Genomic DNA, 14,731 nt, shown 5'->3' on the forward strand with positions numbered 1-14,731 from the left:
ATTCAAATCCAACAAAAAGCGATTCAAGCGGGGCCGCAAGCGTACACTGGCTCCATCGCTGTGGCTTGGGCCGTCAGTGCGTCACGGAACTGCGGTGCCGCCAACCCGATCAGGGTGCGGGCACGCTCGGCCGTGCTGAGGCCCTTGAGGTTGGCGACGCCATATTCGGTGACGACGATATGGACGTCGTTGCGCGGCGTGGTCACCGGGCCGCACAGCGTCGGCACGATGCGTGACACCGTTCCGCTCTTCGCCGTCGCATGGCAGGCGATGATCGATTGGCCGCCCTTGGAGGCATAGGCACCGCGCACGAAATCGAGCTGGCCGCCCGAGCCCGTGAACTGACGGCCGTTCAGGTGTTCGGAACAGCAGGCTCCATTGAGGTCGATCTCCAGCGTCGCATTGACCGAAACCATCCGCTCGTTCTGGCCGATGACATGGACATCGTTGACGTAGGAGACCGGGTGGCCCTCGATAGCCGGGTTCTCGCGCAAATATTCATAGGTCGAACGGTCGCCCATGCAGAAGGCGAACACTGTCTTGCCGGGGTTCAGACTCTTGCGCGCATTGTTGACGACGCCCGCCTTCATCAGCTCGACCAACCCCGGCGTCAGCATTTCGGTGTGGATGCCCAGACCCTTGTGATCCTTCAGGGCGGCGCAGACGGCGTCCGGCAGGGCACCGATCCCCATCTGAAGGGTGGCGCCGTCGCCGACCAGACCTGCGATTAGCCCGCCGATGACGGTGTCGGCCGGTTGCGGCCTAGCCCTGGGGACTTCCAGCAGTGGGACGGCGTTTTCGACCACGGCCGTGACGTTCGAGACGTGGACGGTCGACTGGCCGAACACGCGAGGCATGTGCGGATTGACCTCGAGGATCACGCGTTTCGCCGTCCGGGAGACCGGCTGGGCGTAGTCGGTGTTGGTGCCGAAGCTGAAATTCCCGTCCGCATCCATAGGCGAGACCGTGGCGACCAAGGTGTCGACGCCGATCTCCTGGCACAGGATACGCGGGGCCTGCTGGAATCCGGTCGGGATCACCTGAACCACGGGCGCCTTGCCCTCGTCGTGGGCGCGGGCGTCGAGCCGCCGTTCGACGGCGCTGTGGAACAGGCTGTAGGGATGGATGCGGTCCATCAGATCGTAGCGCAGCACAGTGTCGCCGGCGATCGAGGTCGAGAGCAGATAATAGACGCGAAGGTCATCGACCTGTCCCGCTTCGGCCCGGTCGGCGATGGCCTTGAGGATCGCAGGCGGCTGACCCACGCCAAGGGCCATGGCGATCTTCGAACCCGAAGGGATCAGAGCGGCAGCCTCGGCGGCGGAGGTCAAGCGTTGGGCGTATAGGGCGGTCAGATCGGTCACGGACACTCCGGGTCGATAGTCTGTCACAAAACCGCGGTGCTCTGTCCGTCATCGGCCGGGCCGTCGCCATGCGGTCGAAATGGGCTCAGAAGCGATGGCCGAGCCCGACGCCGACAATCGTCGGATCGATCGTCACGCGCGCCGACGCGGGCGCGCCGCTCGCCATGGCCGAGACGTCGGTTTTCAGCCAGACCTGTTGGACATAGGCGTGCACTGTCCAGCGTTCAGAAACATCGTAGTCCATACCCAGCTTGAGCGCAGGTCCGAACGCATTGTCGACGCTGACATCGCTCAGGGCCCCGTCGTCGACGTTCAGGAACACGGCATAGGTCACGCCGACGCCGACATAGGGCCGCAAGGCGCCCAGGCCCGAGAAGTGGTATTCACCCGACACGGTCAGCGGGCCGTAGTTGGTGCTCGCCAGCGTGCCGAAGGGGGCCAGGGGCCCCGCGCCCTCGAGGTGGGCGCGGGGCGGAAATCCCGCATAGGCGTTAATCGCGAAATGCGGCGTTAGGAAGTAGCTCGCATCGAAAGTCACCGTGGCGTTGTCCTCCATCGAGACCGAGCCGCCGGGAACGGGCGCGCCGCCCACGGCGATGTCCGCGCTCTCGTTGGTGAAGACGTTCGCGACATCCACGTGGACCAGCCAGCGTTTGAAATTGCCGGAACTTCCGATCGCATCGGCTGGACTGTGCTGGGCCCATGCCGGGCAAGACACGGTGCCCAGGCCAAGACCGAGCAACAGGGGTGCCAGCAAAGCTTCTTTCATCAGTCTTCTCCCATTTTCCGTTCTTGTTCTTTGCGAGCCGGATCGGTCCGGCCGATTCGTGTCAGACGAACCGGTGGCCCCAGATGCTGATCCTGTCGTAGCGCACTACCGACCAGCCGGGCGGGACTCCACGGGCGCCCCAGCCGTACTCAACCGCGAAGCCGGATGGCGTCGCCCCATAGAAGGAGATCATGTGATCGTTGGTGTGCCGCCCGAGGGTCGCCACGATCGCGCGGTCGGCTTCGAACTTGTCCAGGGCCAGGCCGACGTCGTCCAGCTGGTTCAGTTCCAGCATGAAGTGGTGCAGCGTCTTTCCTGCCGGCGCACTGAGCAGGGCGAGCGTGTGATGGCGTCCGTTGCAGTGCAGGAAGTACAACCGAACGGTCAGCTCGTTGTTCAGCTTCCAGTCGATGACGTCCGAGAGATGGAATCCCAGTCCCTTGATGTAGAAATCGAGGGCGGCGGCGGTGTCGGGAACGTTCAGCACATAGTGGCCGAGGCCCTGGTCGCCGGTCAGGAAGCCCGAAACCCCGATCGGAGACACGAAGGGCACCTCGAACATCTCGGTCGCGCCATAGAAGATCTCGACCCGGTTCCCGGCCGGATCCCGGCATGAAACCAGCCCTAGGACCCCGCGATCCGCCACGAGGTCCGGACCCTCGACGGTCACGGCGACGTCGTGCGCCTCAAGCCGCTTCCTGACGGCGACGAGCGCGTCCTCGCTGTCGACCTCATAGCCCGCGAAGGAGAAGTCGTCGGCGGTGCCCTTCCGGACATCCAGGCGCCAGGCGCGGGAATCGATGCGGAACCGGGCCCCGTCCTCGCCGACGGAGGTCTCCATCACCCCCAACCTGGCGCCAGCGAAGGCGCGCCAGGCGGCGACATCCGACACCTCGAAGCCCAGGTAGCTAAGCCGCTGGATGCTCATGCCGGTTCCCTTCTGACGGCCTGTTCGCAGAAATGCTTTTCAAGCTCGGCGCCGAGGTTGGCGTCGATGAGGCCGCGCACGCCCCAGCCGCCGTTGAAATCCAGTATCGAGCCAGTCAGGGGAACGGTTTCCGCCCGCGTCGCGAAGAAGACGTAGGCGCCGGCGTATTGCTCGGCGGTGGCGACCTCTCCCGTTGGCAGGACATGATTGAGCATATCGGGCAGCGAGAGGGTCGAAATGCTCTGGTCTTGCAGGCCCAGCGCCTCGAGTCCGCGCAGATCGGCGCCGACGATGCCGCCGGGAGCGATGCCGTTGACGCGGATGTAGGGACCCCATTCATAGGCGAGCTGCTTGATGAGGCCGACGACGGCGTGCTTGCTGGCCGTGTAAAGCGGTCCTCCGCCCGAGGTGTAGAAGGCGGCGTTCGACGCGGTGAAGATAACGCGCCCCTTGCTCTTGTAGAGGGCGGGAAGGGCGGCCTTGGCGGCCAGCAGATAGCCTTTGACGTTGATCGAGAACATCTCGTCGAAGGCCGCCTCGATCCGATCGTCGGCGAGATCGACCAACTGGGCCATGTAGTCCCACACACCCGCGTTGCCGACCAGGCAGTCCAGCTTGCCGAAGGTTTCGACGCAGCGGGCGACGGCCTGTTTGTGGCTGTCGAGGAACCGGACGTCGCCCTCGATCCCCACAACGGCGTCGCCGTGGTCCGCCTTGAGCTTGGCCAGCCCGGCGCTCGACCGGTCCAGAACGGCGACCCGGGCGCCCTCGGCCACATAGCGGTCGACGATCGCCCGTCCCAAGCCGGACGCGCCGCCCGTGACCAGCGCGACTTCTCCATTCAGTCTCATGTCATTCTCTTCCCTGATTTGAGCGCGCGAGATCGCGCAGGCTCATGTTTGAGTCTTCCAGCGCCTCGGGAGGGATGTGGGCTTCCCACTCCACGAGCTTGATCGCCACGGCGAAGTCGCGCGGCGCGTCCACGGCGACCACCGCCCGAACCTTGCCATCCTGAAGCCGGAACAGAAGCGCTGGCCCGGCACCCAAGGTCCCACGCGCCACGATTTCGCCGGGCCCTTCAATGTCGCCGCCGATCTGCATCCTATGCCCGGCGATTTCGGTCCAGGAGACCGGTGTCTGCGGCGCGGCCTCGTTCTTACCCAGGATCGACGCCGCCACGGCCACCGCCTGTCGCTGCGCGTTCAGATAGGTCTCCAGGGACCGCCGTCCGCCGTCGCGCAACGGCCAGCTCGCCACGTCGCCGACCGCGAAAATCCCTTCCGCCCGCGTTGCGCCGCGCCCATCGACGACGATCCCGCGCTCGCAGATCAAGCCCGCCTCCCGTGCCAGTCGGTCGGCCGGTTCGGCGCCGATGCAGATCAGGGCGGCGTCCGCATCGAACCGGCGGCCGTCGCTGGCGGTCACCGCCCCGAGCCGGTCCCAGCCGACAAAGCCGCTGACGCCGACCCCGAGTTCCACGCGCACATCCAGTGCCAGAAGCCGCGCACGGATCCAGGCGCCGACGCGGCGTCCCAGTACCCGCACCAGCAATTCGTCCGACGCTTCGAGGATTGTCACATCAAGGCCGAGCTTACGCGCCGTGGTGGCGACCTCGCAGCCGATCAGCCCGCCGCCCATCACGACCAGCCGCATGCCTGGCGTCCAGTCCCGGCGCAGGCGATCCACGTCGTCGAGGGTGCGCAGGGTGGCGACCCCGGCCAGATCGGCGCCGGCGAGCGAGCACCCGCGCGCGCGGCTGCCCATGGCGGCGACGATCACGCCTGCCGTGAGCGTCGTTCCGTCGTCGAGGCGGATTTCTCGCTTGGCCGTGTCCAGGGAGGTGGCGGTCCTGCCGAAGATCAGGTCGATCCGAGCCTCTTCGTACCAGTCGCGCGCAGCCAGCGGCGGCGGTTGCGCCAAGTCTCCGCCGAGCACCGCCTTGGACAGCGACGGCCGGTCATAGGGCAGATGGGCTTCGTCCCCGATTAGGGATATCCGCCCTTCGTAGCCCTCGGCGCGCAGGATCTGGGCCGTGGTGACGCCGGCGACGCCGCTACCGATGATGGCGACATGGTCGACCATCACGCCGTCTCGCCGAAGTCAAGATCGACCAGCACGAAATCGTCTTCCACCTTGACCGGGAACACCCGCAGCGCCTTGCCTGCCGGGAGCGCCTTCACCTTGCCCGTGCGGACGCAGAATTTCGCGAAATGCAGGGAGCATTCGACGACGCCGCCTTCCAGATAGCCGTCGGAAAGCGCCCATTCTCCGTGCGTGCAGGTGTCCTGCACCGCGAAGAACTCGCCGTCCACGTTGCACAGGAGCACTGGTTCCGGTCCGCCTTCGTGGCGATGCATGTCGCCCGGCTGGAGATCCGACCGCCTCATGATGTTCGTCCACGCCATGGTTCGACCGCGTCAGAAGAAGATGCTGAGGTTGTTGGAGAGGATGGTGCTCTGATCGATAAGGATCGTGCGGCTGGCGATCTTGAAGCCCGCTTCGTCCGTCGTTCGCCGCAATGTGTCGCGCCGCTCGCCGGCGAAGATGTCGAGCTGTCGCTCCAGCCGGTTGCGATAGACGATGAACGCGTTCGACGTCTGGAGCTCGTCCGGTGATGCCCCCGGCGCGACCATCACATTGCTGATGATGTGCCGGGTCCGCGACGCCGGGTTTTCGGACCAGCCGACATCGGATGTGATCTTGCGAAGCCGCCCCTTCATCATGTTTAGGTCGTCGTCGAAGTGGGCGTATTCACCGAAGCCGGAGTATTCCTGATCCACGTCGCGCATGGTGCGCGTGGTGCGGATCGGCATGAAGTAGCGGATATCCTCGGCCAGCAGGGCGAACCACGCTTCGAAGCGCCGGTCATTGAGAAGCTTCGCTTCCCAATAGTAGAACTGTTCGATTTCCTGCTGGAGTTCAGGCGCGATCGGTGCCGGCTTCCTGGTGAAAGTGTCGGGTTTATTGACGGACATCAACATGGCGAGTCCCTTGCGATTCGAGGGTGTGTGGGAACGGATTGGAGAGGGCCGTGGCCGCGGCGCGGCTATTCAGGCGCCGCCGTGACCGGGCGGGTCGCGTCGAGCGCGCGCCAAGTGTCGGAGGTCATCATTCGCGCCCACTGGGCGTACATGCCCCGCGCGGCTTCCTCGCTGTAGACGTAGCTGATCCGGCCGGGATAGTCCGGGTCGTTGTCCACGGCCTGGCCGAGGCCCATTTCCATGTTGAACGGGCGGCTGCGCGCCTTGTGTCCGCGTAGGATGTGCTGGATCTCGACCCAGTTCTCGCCGTCGTCCTGTTCGAACACCCCCCCGGCCGAGAAGGTACGCAGCGTCTGACGCCGGAACTCCTCCTTGATGTCGTCCGGCGCGTCGGCGTCGACGACGGTGAAGGCCCAGACCTCGATCTCGTTCGGTCCGCGCGGATGCCAGGCCCGCACAGTGTTGATGCCGGGCAGGAAGGAGCAGGTCGGGAAGACGGTCATGTGCTGGGCCATCACGCGGGTGCCACGCTCGACGCTGCCCAGACGTTCGGCGGCTTTTTCGGCGGCGGGACCCTCGGTCAGATAGCTGGTGATCTTCGGCCCCATGATGGCCAGGAGCAGATTGGGGTCGCCGATATAGAAACCGGTTCCATGCCCGCCCCACGGCGCACTGTACTGTTTGCCCACGGTCGGTGGCGCCAAGTCGGCCAGGTCCAGCCCTTCGGGTAGGCCGGCGAGTATCCCCGAGAGGTGCGAGGTGGTGCCGGCGTGGTACATGTCGCTGCAGAACTGTTCGGCGGCGAATTTCCAGTTGCAGGGGATGACCCATTTCTGGATGCCGGGGATCGCCTCGGTCCCCGCCTCGGTCCGATCCAGCATGTGGTCCATGTAGAATTTGGCTTCGCCGAGATAGGCGTCCAGACTGGGCGCGTCGGCGTCCCAGTTGGCGAAGATCAGGCCCTTGTAGGTTTCGACGCGGGCCTGGAGCGGCCCCCACTCGGCCTTGTTGAGGCAGGGGAACGCCTCTTTTTCGAAAGGAACGCTCACCAGATTGCCGCCCGTGTCGTAGGCCCATCCGTGATAGCTGCAGGTGAACGCCTTGGCGTTGCCGGCGTCCGCGCGGCAAATGCGCATTCCGCGATGCCGGCATTGATTCAGGAAGACCTTGATGCCTCCGTCCTTTTGCCGGACGACGAGCACCGGGTCCTCGCCCATGTAGTTGGTGATGTAGTCGCCCGGCTTCCTGATCTGGCTCTCGTGGCCCAGCAGGAGCCACGCGCGTCCGAACACACGCTCCAGCTCTAGCTCGTAGAGGCTTTCATCGCTGTAGATTTTCGGGTCCAGGCGGCCGGTGGTCTCGCCGGCCATGTCCAGGATCTGCTTGTCGGTCCAGCGTGTTCTCGCTGCGGGCAAGCTCGTGTCCACGGTGCTCACCTTACTTTCCTCAATATTAGTCATCGTTTCCTCCTGATCTATTGTTTAGCGCGAGGCCAACAGGTCTCGTTGAACCGACGACTCCAGATCCGCGTCGGACAGGAAATCCTGCACTTGCCGGATAAATCCGGCGGCGTGCTCGATCTGCACCCAGTGACCGCAACGGCCGAAGACATGCAGTTGAGACGAAACAATGAGCTGATGCAGGCGCAGGGACGTCTCAAGCGGAACCACCTGGTCGTCGCGGCCATGCAAGATGAGCGTCTCGTGCGGGATCGCCCTGATATCGTCGTCCGGGCTGGCGAGCGCCTCGACCCAGCGCTGCCTGGGCGCGGGAAACATCGAGGAGAAGGCTTCCTGGAAGCCTGGCCTGACGCTGGCCTTGAAGCGCAGTTCGGCCAGTTCGTCGTTCACGAGGCTCCTGTCATAGGCGAAATAGTCCATCACCTTGCGCATGTTCTGCGCCGACGGCTCATAGCCCCAGACGGCGTCGAGTCCCTTGGTGACTTCGAACTCCACGCCCGCCGCACCCATCAATATGAGCCGACGAACCCGCTGTGGAAAACGAATGGCGAACGCTAGGGACAGGGCACCGCCAAACGAATTCCCGACGAGATCGATGCGGTCGAGCTCCATCGCGTCCAGGAGGTCGACCAGATGGGCGACCCAAGCCTCACGGCCGTAGGCGATGTCCGAAGGCCGTTCGGTGAAGCCGAAGCCAACCATGTCGGGGGCGACGACACGCCTGTGGGTCGACAGGGCGGGGATCACCGTGCGCCAATTCGCCCAAGCAGTGACGCCTGGGCCCGATCCATGAATGAGGACGACGGGAGCGCCCTCGCCGACATCATGGACGTTGGTGCGGATGGCGCCGGCCTGGACGGTTCGGCCGATTTCCGGATGCGCTTCACCCATGACTTGATTTCCGCCGCGCGGCGATAGGCGACAGCCCGCCGGCACGGGTTGGCGCAGGGTTAGGGGCTAGCAAGCGCAGCGGCGCTTCGTCCATCGGTCGTCCTCCCAATCGCAGCGCTTTAACCGCGCCGTCTAAATAACGTTATTTGATGATAAACACGATATTATTTATGTAAAGCGATTTTATAGCCCTGTACGACGCACAAATTTCGGCTATGCGAGCAGCCATGGGTGCCATCGCAGGCCGCCCTGCCTCTGGCACGCCATGCCGTTGGACATTTCAAGGAGATTTCGTCGAGATGATTGATCCCGGAAGCGACCAATGGGCGATCTCCGGTGCCGACGCGGGTCCGGCCGAAAGACGAGGTTCAACGGCCATTGAATCGGCGTACACGATCCTCAGAGTCGGGATCGTCGAGGGCGTTTATCCGCAGGGCTCGAAACTCCACCTGGAAAACCTGAAATCGTCATTGGGTATCAGCGGAAGCACGCTTCGCGAGGCCCTGACCCGTCTGATGGCCGACTGCCTCGTTGTCGCCGAAGGGCAAAAAGGATTCACCGTCGCGCCAATGTCGCTGTCGGATCTGGAAGACCTCACCAGCGCGCGGATAACCTTGGAGACGAGCGCCCTGGCTGAAAGCATCAAGCTTGGCGGAAACTCCTGGGAGGACAACTTAGTCACGTGTTTTCATCGGCTGGCGCGGGCCCAGGAGCGGCTCGAAGCGGATCCGGCGAGTGCTTTCGACGCGTGGGAAGTTCGGAACAAGGAGTTCCACGAGGCGCTTGTCGCGGCCTCACCATCGAATTGGCTGAGAAATTTCAGGCAGATCCTGTTTCAGAACTCGGAACGCTATCGCCGACTGTCGGGCACCCACGGCCCGATTCCGGTGGACGTGCATCGGGAGCATCAAGAGATATTCTCGGCCGCGATGGCGCGTGACGGTGATCGGGCGGCCGAAGCCCTGGCGCACCACATCCAGCGTGCGGCGAACGTGATCCGGTCGAACGCCCTGCTCAAAGCGTAGGGCGGAGACTTCGTCTCAGGCCGAGGCGCTGAGGTTCGGATCGAGGGACCGGGCGTTGGAGGCGGCGCGGCCGTCAATGGACAGTGTCGCGCCGAGAAAGAACGCGGCCCCGACCGCCTCCAGGAACCGCCTGTCCGGCGCCTTCACCGCAAGGGCGCCGGACGCGAGGATCAACGCGCCTTGACCATGTCCAGGGCGACATCAACGATCATGTCTTCCTGGCCGCCGATCATCTTGCGGCGTCCCAATTCGATCAGGATGGCGCGGGTGTCGAGGCCGTGTTCGGCGGCGGCCTTTTCGGCGTGACGCAGGAAGCTGGAATAGACGCCTGCATAGCCGAGACTCAGCGTCTCTCGATCCACTCGCACCGGCCGATCCTGTAGCGGCCTCACCAGATCCTCGGCGGCGTCCATCAGGGCGAACAGGTCCGTCCCATGTTCCCAGCCGTAGACGTCGGCGGCGGCAATGAAGGCCTCCAGCGGGGCATTGCCTGCGCCCGCGCCCATCCCGGCCAGGGACGCATCGACCCGGACGGCGCCGTTCTGGACCGCCGCGATCGAGTTGGCGACGCCGAGCGACAGATTGTGGTGGGCGTGGATGCCGCGCTGGGTTTCGGGCTTCAGCACCCGGTCATAGGCTTGGAGACGGGCCGCGACGTCATCCATCGTCATGGCCCCGCCCGAGTCCGTAACATAGACGCAGTGGGCACCGTAGCTCTCCATCAGCAGGGCCTGCTGCGCCAGAACCTCAGGGGGCGTCATATGGCTCATCATCAGGAAGCCGGACACGTCCATGCCGAGGTTGCGGGCGTATTCAATATGCTGGCGGGAAACGTCCGCCTCGGTCGAATGGGTCGCGACGCGCACCGATCGGACGCCCAGCCTATAGGCGTGCTTCAGGTCGTGGACCGTGCCGATGCCGGGCAGAAGCAGGGTCGTCAGGACACTGTGTTCCAGCACGTCCGCCACCGCCTCGATCCAGGCCCAGTCGGTGTGGGCACCGAAGCCATAATTGAACGACGAACCCGACAGGCCGTCGCCGTGGGCGACCTCGATAGCGTCGACCCTGGCCCGGTCCAGCATGCGCGCGACCGCACGGACATCGTCGAGGCCGTACTGGTGGCGTATCGCGTGCATGCCGTCGCGCAGGGTCACGTCCTGGATATAGAGCTTGCCGGCGGGGACGCCGACCGGGCCGGAAGCGGGGGGTGTCGGAACAGCGGTCATGCGGCGACTTTCTGATGATGGCGTACGGCGATCCGCTCGGCGGTCTTCAGGGCGGCCGAGGTCATGATGTCGAGGTTGCCGGCATAGGCGGGCAGATAGTGGGCGGCGCCCTCGACCTCGAGGAAGACCGAGACCTTGGTCCCCGAGAAGTCGCCGTCCATCTCGGGAATGCGAAGCGGATGGTTGTCGCCGATGGTCTCGAACTGGACCGCCTGCTTCAGGCGGTATCCTGGCACATATGATTTGACGTCCTCGACCATGCTCAGCACCGACGCTTCGATGGCCTTCGTGTCCGCGCCCGGTCCGACCAGGCAATAGACGGTGTCGCGCATGATCAGGGGCGGCTCGGCTGGGTTCAGCACGATGATGGCCTTGCCGCGTCGCGCGCCGCCGACCTTCTCGATGGCCTGGGACGTCGTCTCGGTGAACTCGTCGATATTGGCGCGGGTGCCGGGACCGGCCGACTTGGAGGCGATGGAGGCGACGATCTCGCCATAGATCACCGGTGACACGCGGTTGACCGCCGCGACGATCGGGATCGTCGCCTGGCCCCCGCAGGTGACCATATTGACGTTGGGCTCATCCAGATTGGCCAGGCCGTTGACCGCCGGAATGGTGAAGGGTCCGATAGCCGCCGGGGTCAGGTCGATGACGATCTTGCCATGCTCACGCAGGATACGGTCGTGCTTCTCATGCGCCCCGGCCGAGGTGGCGTCGAACACGATCTTGATTTCGTCGAATCCCGGCAAGGCGACCAGACCGTCGATCCCGTCCGACGTGATCGGCACGCCAAGACGTTCCGCGCGCTTCAGCCCGTCCGATCCAGGATCGACGCCGACGAAACACCCCATCTCCAGCACGTCCGACAGACGCATGATCTTGATCATCAGATCCGTGCCGATATTGCCCGAGCCGATGATGGCCACCTTGATCTTGTTCATGCCGCGTCTCCGTAGGTAAAACTGGCGGTTCCGAGGCCACCGATTGTGGCTTTGACCACGTCGCCTGGTTTGAGAGCCACCATGGGCCCCAGGGCTCCGCTAAGGACCACCTCCCCGGCTCGAAGCGGCTCGCCCCGCTCGGCCAGCGTCCTGGCGAGCCATGCGAGGGCCTTAAGGGGATGGCCAAGGCAGGCCGCGCCGGTGCCGAGAGACACCGCTTCGCCATTAACTTCCAGCACCATGCCGCAGGTCCACAGGTCCAGGCTGGCCAGCGGCTTGCGTTCACGGCCCAGGACGAAGAACGCCGAGGAGCCATTGTCAGCGACCGTGTCGGCGAAGGTGATCTTCCAGTCGGCGATGCGGCTGTCGACGATTTCGATGGCCGCCACGGCGTGCGCGACGCCGGCCGCGATAGCCTCATCGGTCGCAGCAGGGTCCGGCAGATCCGCGCCGAGGATGAAGGCGACTTCGGCTTCGGCCTTGGGCTGGATCACGCTCGACGGAGACAAGCGGCCATTGTCCGCGATGGCCATGTCCTCGAACAGGACACCGAAGTCGGGTCGATCGACGCCGAGTTGAATCTGCACGGCCTTTGCGGTCAGCCCGATCTTGCGACCCACGATCTTGCGCCCCTCACGGGTCCAACGGGCGGTGTTGGCGCTCTGGACGGCGTAGGCCCCGTCGATGTCCTGGGGGTCCAGCACGTCGCGGAGGGGCGCCACAGTCTCGCCGGCATAAGCATTGCGAAGACGCAGTGCGACATCCTCCGGGTCGATCGTCATGGTCGTCCTCCGTATTGCTGTTGACCGACTCTATGCCGCTCGCAGGAGGCCTTGGCGATGTTGCGCGAAGGCGCAGCTCTCATATAGTAAGAGCTTGTTGGAGCCCTCGCTATGGCCACGCCCGCCTCTCAAACCCTCGAAAAGGCCTTGGGGCTGTTCGCTGTGGTTCTTGCAGACGACGGGAATAGTCCTCTCAGCGTCTTGGCGGAAAGGGCCGGATTGCCGTTCTCGACGGCGCATCGCCTCACCGCAACCCTCGAACGGCAGGGCATGATCCAAAAGGAATCCCGCGGTCGATACGTGGCTGGCCCCACGATGCTGGCGGCCGCACGGACTCTCGACGAGGGGCGACTGGTCGCCCGGCTCAGCCGACCGGTGCTCGCTGGGCTCGCGCGCCGCTTGAAGCAGACGGTGCATCTCGGCCAGCTGGAAGATGGGATGGTCACCTACCTTCTGAAGGAATCCCACGGCCCGGCCGCCACGTTCACACAGGAGGGCATGCAGCTCGAAGCCTACTGCTCGGGGATCGGAAAGGTTCTCCTTGCCCATCTCGATGAAGATCGGCGTGAGCGTTACCTCGCCGACGGACCGTTCGTCGCCCTCACGCCGAGCACCATCGTCAAGCCCTCGGCGCTCAGAGACCATTTGGCCATCGTGAAGGCGCAAGGCTGGGCGGTCGACGACTCCGAGGTCTTCGAGACGTTGAAATGTGTCGCGGCCCCGCTGCGGTGCTCGGACGGGACGGTGGTGGCGGCGGTCTCAATCTCGTCCCCCGCCGGCCTCGCGGATGACGCCTATGAACACGCGCTCGTCACCCTTCTGGAGGCTGTCACGACAATCGAGGCCAAACTTACCCACGCAGCGCACGCGAAGCCCGATTAAGAGGGACCAGGCCCGCTCGACACACTTTTACAGCGACAGTCGGATCCGTACGGTGGGCGGACACCACATGAAAAGCCCGGTGGGACTCGACGCGGAAGCGGCTGCCCACACTAGGTGATAGACCCATAAATGGGATTCCCATTTGGGCCGAATGCTGATTCCTTTCGCCTTGTTTTGGGATGGAATGGCCCGTGACCTGCCCCTTTGACGTGATGGTGTGGACGACCTCCACCTAACCAGCTGTTCTGGCGGTGTCGTCATCAGGGACGTCACGTCTAGGAGCGGTATCATGCAGACCATCGCTGTCGTCGGGCTCGATCTGGCGAAGACTGTTTTCCAAGTTCACGGTGTCGCGACAGGCGGCACGGTCGTCGTTAGGCGGCAACTGCGACGCGGCCAGGTGCTGGCCTTCTTTCAATCGATTGGGCCCTGCCTCGTCGGCATCAAAGCGTGCGCCTCAGCCACCACTGGGCGCGTGAACTGATGGCGATCGGCCACGAGGTGCGGCTCATGCCGCCGGCTTACGTGAAGGCTCATGTGACGCGGGGCAAGACCGACGCGGCCGACGCCGAGGCCGTCACCCGGCCGACCATGCGGTTCGTGGCAGTGAAGTCCAAAGTGCAGCAGGCGGTGTTCATGCTGCACAAAACCCGGGACCTTCTCGTTCGCCAGAGAACTATGCTGATCAACTCGTTGCGGGGCCACCTCGGGGAGTTCGGCATCGTCGCTCCTCAAGGTCCAGCTGGGGTGCAGGCAGCGCTGAAGGACCTGCGTGGAGAGGATCAGGACTTGCCGGATCTGGCGCGAGCCGCACTTGGCGGGCTGGCAGAACAGCTCGAACACCTCGGCGCAGAGATCAGCCGGCTGGTGCGTCTGATCCTCAACTGGCATCGGCGGGATGAGACGAGCCGGCGACTAGCGACCATCCCGGGCATCGGGCCGATCACCGCCAGCGCCATGGCGGCGAGTGCGTCAGATCCGGGTCTCTTCCGTTCCGGTCGGCAGTTCGCAGCCTGGCTGGGGCTCACGCCGCGCGCCAACAGCAGTGGCGGCAAGGAACGCCAGGGTGGCATCAGCAAGACGGGCGACAGCTACCTTCGACGTCTTCTGGTCGTCGGGGCGACTGCCGTCCTGCGGATGGCACGGCAGCGAGGACGGGAGGGCTGGTTCGGCAATCTCCTCGAACGAAAGAAGCAGAAGGTCGCGCGGTGGCCCTGGCCAACAAACCAGCTCGCATAGCCTGGACCCTGATGGCCCGACAGGAGGACTACAGGCCCACGGCGGCATAGAGGTCGGCCCGGCCTTCACCCAGGACCGGTGCCGTAGACGAAGGAGTGGCGAGACGTGATGACGAGCCGGCCGCAGCCGGGGATCGGTGAAACCCAGGGGGTCAGAGCGCCTCGAGCGCGTTGACGTGATTAGGGAGCCGGTCCGCGGACTTCATCAGAGCCAGCACGCATAGCTGCATCAACAGGCCGAACA

General features: G+C 64.6%; 15 protein-coding genes and 1 pseudogene. 3 read left to right on the plus strand and 13 right to left on the minus strand.

Annotation, left to right across the window (positions count from 1 at the left end; translation table 11 throughout):
• Positions 1-23: 23 nt before the first annotated feature.
• The 9 genes from ACP7CK_RS12235 to ACP7CK_RS12275 form a co-directional block, all read right to left on the minus strand.
• The gene (locus ACP7CK_RS12235; RefSeq protein ID WP_426026164.1) at positions 24-1,364 is read right to left on the minus strand and encodes an acetyl-CoA hydrolase/transferase family protein; all 1,341 of its coding nucleotides are present in this window, start codon (positions 1,362-1,364) and stop codon (positions 24-26) included.
• A gap of 85 nt (positions 1,365-1,449) precedes the next feature.
• Positions 1,450-2,133: an OmpW/AlkL family protein gene (locus tag ACP7CK_RS12240; protein ID WP_426026165.1), complete on the minus strand. Its 684-nt coding sequence runs from the start codon at positions 2,131-2,133 to the stop codon at positions 1,450-1,452.
• Positions 2,134-2,194: 61 nt separating this feature from the next.
• Positions 2,195-3,061, minus strand: coding sequence for a biphenyl-2,3-diol 1,2-dioxygenase (gene bphC, locus ACP7CK_RS12245; RefSeq protein WP_426026166.1), 867 nt, complete (start codon positions 3,059-3,061; stop codon positions 2,195-2,197).
• On the minus strand, positions 3,058-3,912 hold the full coding sequence (gene hcaB / locus ACP7CK_RS12250) for a 3-(cis-5,6-dihydroxycyclohexa-1,3-dien-1-yl)propanoate dehydrogenase (protein ID WP_426026167.1): 855 nt from the start codon (positions 3,910-3,912) through the stop codon (positions 3,058-3,060). Before hcaB ends, bphC begins: the two co-directional genes overlap by 4 nt.
• Position 3,913: 1 nt before the next feature.
• Positions 3,914-5,143: an NAD(P)/FAD-dependent oxidoreductase gene (locus ACP7CK_RS12255; protein WP_426026169.1), complete on the minus strand. Its 1,230-nt coding sequence runs from the start codon at positions 5,141-5,143 to the stop codon at positions 3,914-3,916.
• On the minus strand, positions 5,143-5,466 hold the full coding sequence (locus ACP7CK_RS12260; protein ID WP_426026170.1) for a non-heme iron oxygenase ferredoxin subunit: 324 nt from the start codon (positions 5,464-5,466) through the stop codon (positions 5,143-5,145). The genes ACP7CK_RS12255 and ACP7CK_RS12260 overlap by 1 nt, the downstream gene beginning before the upstream one ends.
• A 12-nt stretch (positions 5,467-5,478) precedes the next feature.
• Entirely contained in the window at positions 5,479-6,042 is a 564-nt protein-coding gene (locus ACP7CK_RS12265) for an aromatic-ring-hydroxylating dioxygenase subunit beta (protein WP_426026171.1), read from the minus strand.
• A gap of 65 nt (positions 6,043-6,107) precedes the next feature.
• Positions 6,108-7,469 (minus strand): SRPBCC family protein, encoded by a 1,362-nt coding sequence (locus ACP7CK_RS12270; RefSeq protein ID WP_426026172.1) that lies wholly within the window; start codon positions 7,467-7,469, stop codon positions 6,108-6,110.
• Between the two features lie 54 nt (positions 7,470-7,523).
• A complete protein-coding gene (locus tag ACP7CK_RS12275) occupies positions 7,524-8,393 on the minus strand; it encodes an alpha/beta fold hydrolase (protein ID WP_426026173.1) in 870 nt (289 codons plus the stop codon).
• Between the two features lie 227 nt (positions 8,394-8,620).
• Here ACP7CK_RS12275 and ACP7CK_RS12280 point away from each other — a divergent pair, with 227 nt between their 5' ends.
• A complete protein-coding gene (locus ACP7CK_RS12280; RefSeq protein WP_426026174.1) occupies positions 8,621-9,418 on the plus strand; it encodes a GntR family transcriptional regulator in 798 nt (265 codons plus the stop codon).
• A 15-nt stretch (positions 9,419-9,433) separates the two neighbouring features.
• Here ACP7CK_RS12280 and ACP7CK_RS12285 read toward each other — a convergent pair whose 3' ends face one another.
• The 4 genes from ACP7CK_RS12285 to ACP7CK_RS12300 are packed head-to-tail and all read right to left on the minus strand — an operon-like array spanning position 9,434 to position 12,367.
• Positions 9,434-9,592, minus strand: a complete 159-nt coding sequence (locus ACP7CK_RS12285) for a hypothetical protein (protein ID WP_426026175.1) — start codon at positions 9,590-9,592, stop codon at positions 9,434-9,436.
• The gene (gene dmpG / locus ACP7CK_RS12290; protein WP_426026176.1) at positions 9,589-10,644 is read right to left on the minus strand and encodes a 4-hydroxy-2-oxovalerate aldolase; all 1,056 of its coding nucleotides are present in this window, start codon (positions 10,642-10,644) and stop codon (positions 9,589-9,591) included. Before dmpG ends, ACP7CK_RS12285 begins: the two co-directional genes overlap by 4 nt.
• The gene (locus ACP7CK_RS12295; protein WP_426026177.1) at positions 10,641-11,585 is read right to left on the minus strand and encodes an acetaldehyde dehydrogenase (acetylating); all 945 of its coding nucleotides are present in this window, start codon (positions 11,583-11,585) and stop codon (positions 10,641-10,643) included. Before ACP7CK_RS12295 ends, dmpG begins: the two co-directional genes overlap by 4 nt.
• Positions 11,582-12,367, minus strand: coding sequence for a 2-keto-4-pentenoate hydratase (locus ACP7CK_RS12300; RefSeq protein WP_426026178.1), 786 nt, complete (start codon positions 12,365-12,367; stop codon positions 11,582-11,584). Before ACP7CK_RS12300 ends, ACP7CK_RS12295 begins: the two co-directional genes overlap by 4 nt.
• A 111-nt stretch (positions 12,368-12,478) precedes the next feature.
• Here ACP7CK_RS12300 and ACP7CK_RS12305 point away from each other — a divergent pair, with 111 nt between their 5' ends.
• Both ACP7CK_RS12305 and ACP7CK_RS12310 read left to right on the plus strand, forming a co-directional pair.
• Positions 12,479-13,249 (plus strand): IclR family transcriptional regulator, encoded by a 771-nt coding sequence (locus tag ACP7CK_RS12305; RefSeq protein WP_426026179.1) that lies wholly within the window; start codon positions 12,479-12,481, stop codon positions 13,247-13,249.
• Between the two features lie 289 nt (positions 13,250-13,538).
• Positions 13,539-14,538 (plus strand): annotated as a pseudogene (locus ACP7CK_RS12310) (IS110 family transposase).
• Positions 14,539-14,731 lie beyond the last annotated feature (193 nt).

Source organism: Brevundimonas sp. TSRC1-1 (assembly GCF_049898245.1).
GTDB lineage: Bacteria > Pseudomonadota > Alphaproteobacteria > Caulobacterales > Caulobacteraceae > Brevundimonas > Brevundimonas mediterranea_A.

Bases quoted from the DNA above. Each gene is read 5' to 3' on its own strand.
- ACP7CK_RS12240 (WP_426026165.1), bottom strand. From the start codon at position 2,133: ATGAAAGAAGCTTTGCTGGCACCCCTGTTGCTCGGTCTTGGCCTGGGC.
- bphC (WP_426026166.1), bottom strand. From the start codon at position 3,061: ATGAGCATCCAGCGGCTTAGCTACCTGGGCTTCGAGGTGTCGGATGTC.
- hcaB (WP_426026167.1), bottom strand. From the start codon at position 3,912: ATGAGACTGAATGGAGAAGTCGCGCTGGTCACGGGCGGCGCGTCCGGC.
- ACP7CK_RS12255 (WP_426026169.1), bottom strand. From the start codon at position 5,143: ATGGTCGACCATGTCGCCATCATCGGTAGCGGCGTCGCCGGCGTCACC.
- ACP7CK_RS12260 (WP_426026170.1), bottom strand. From the start codon at position 5,466: ATGGCGTGGACGAACATCATGAGGCGGTCGGATCTCCAGCCGGGCGAC.
- ACP7CK_RS12265 (WP_426026171.1), bottom strand. From the start codon at position 6,042: ATGTTGATGTCCGTCAATAAACCCGACACTTTCACCAGGAAGCCGGCA.
- ACP7CK_RS12275 (WP_426026173.1), bottom strand. From the start codon at position 8,393: ATGGGTGAAGCGCATCCGGAAATCGGCCGAACCGTCCAGGCCGGCGCC.
- ACP7CK_RS12280 (WP_426026174.1), top strand. From the start codon at position 8,621: ATGGGTGCCATCGCAGGCCGCCCTGCCTCTGGCACGCCATGCCGTTGG.
- dmpG (WP_426026176.1), bottom strand. From the start codon at position 10,644: ATGACCGCTGTTCCGACACCCCCCGCTTCCGGCCCGGTCGGCGTCCCC.
- ACP7CK_RS12295 (WP_426026177.1), bottom strand. From the start codon at position 11,585: ATGAACAAGATCAAGGTGGCCATCATCGGCTCGGGCAATATCGGCACG.
- ACP7CK_RS12300 (WP_426026178.1), bottom strand. From the start codon at position 12,367: ATGACGATCGACCCGGAGGATGTCGCACTGCGTCTTCGCAATGCTTAT.
- ACP7CK_RS12305 (WP_426026179.1), top strand. From the start codon at position 12,479: ATGGCCACGCCCGCCTCTCAAACCCTCGAAAAGGCCTTGGGGCTGTTC.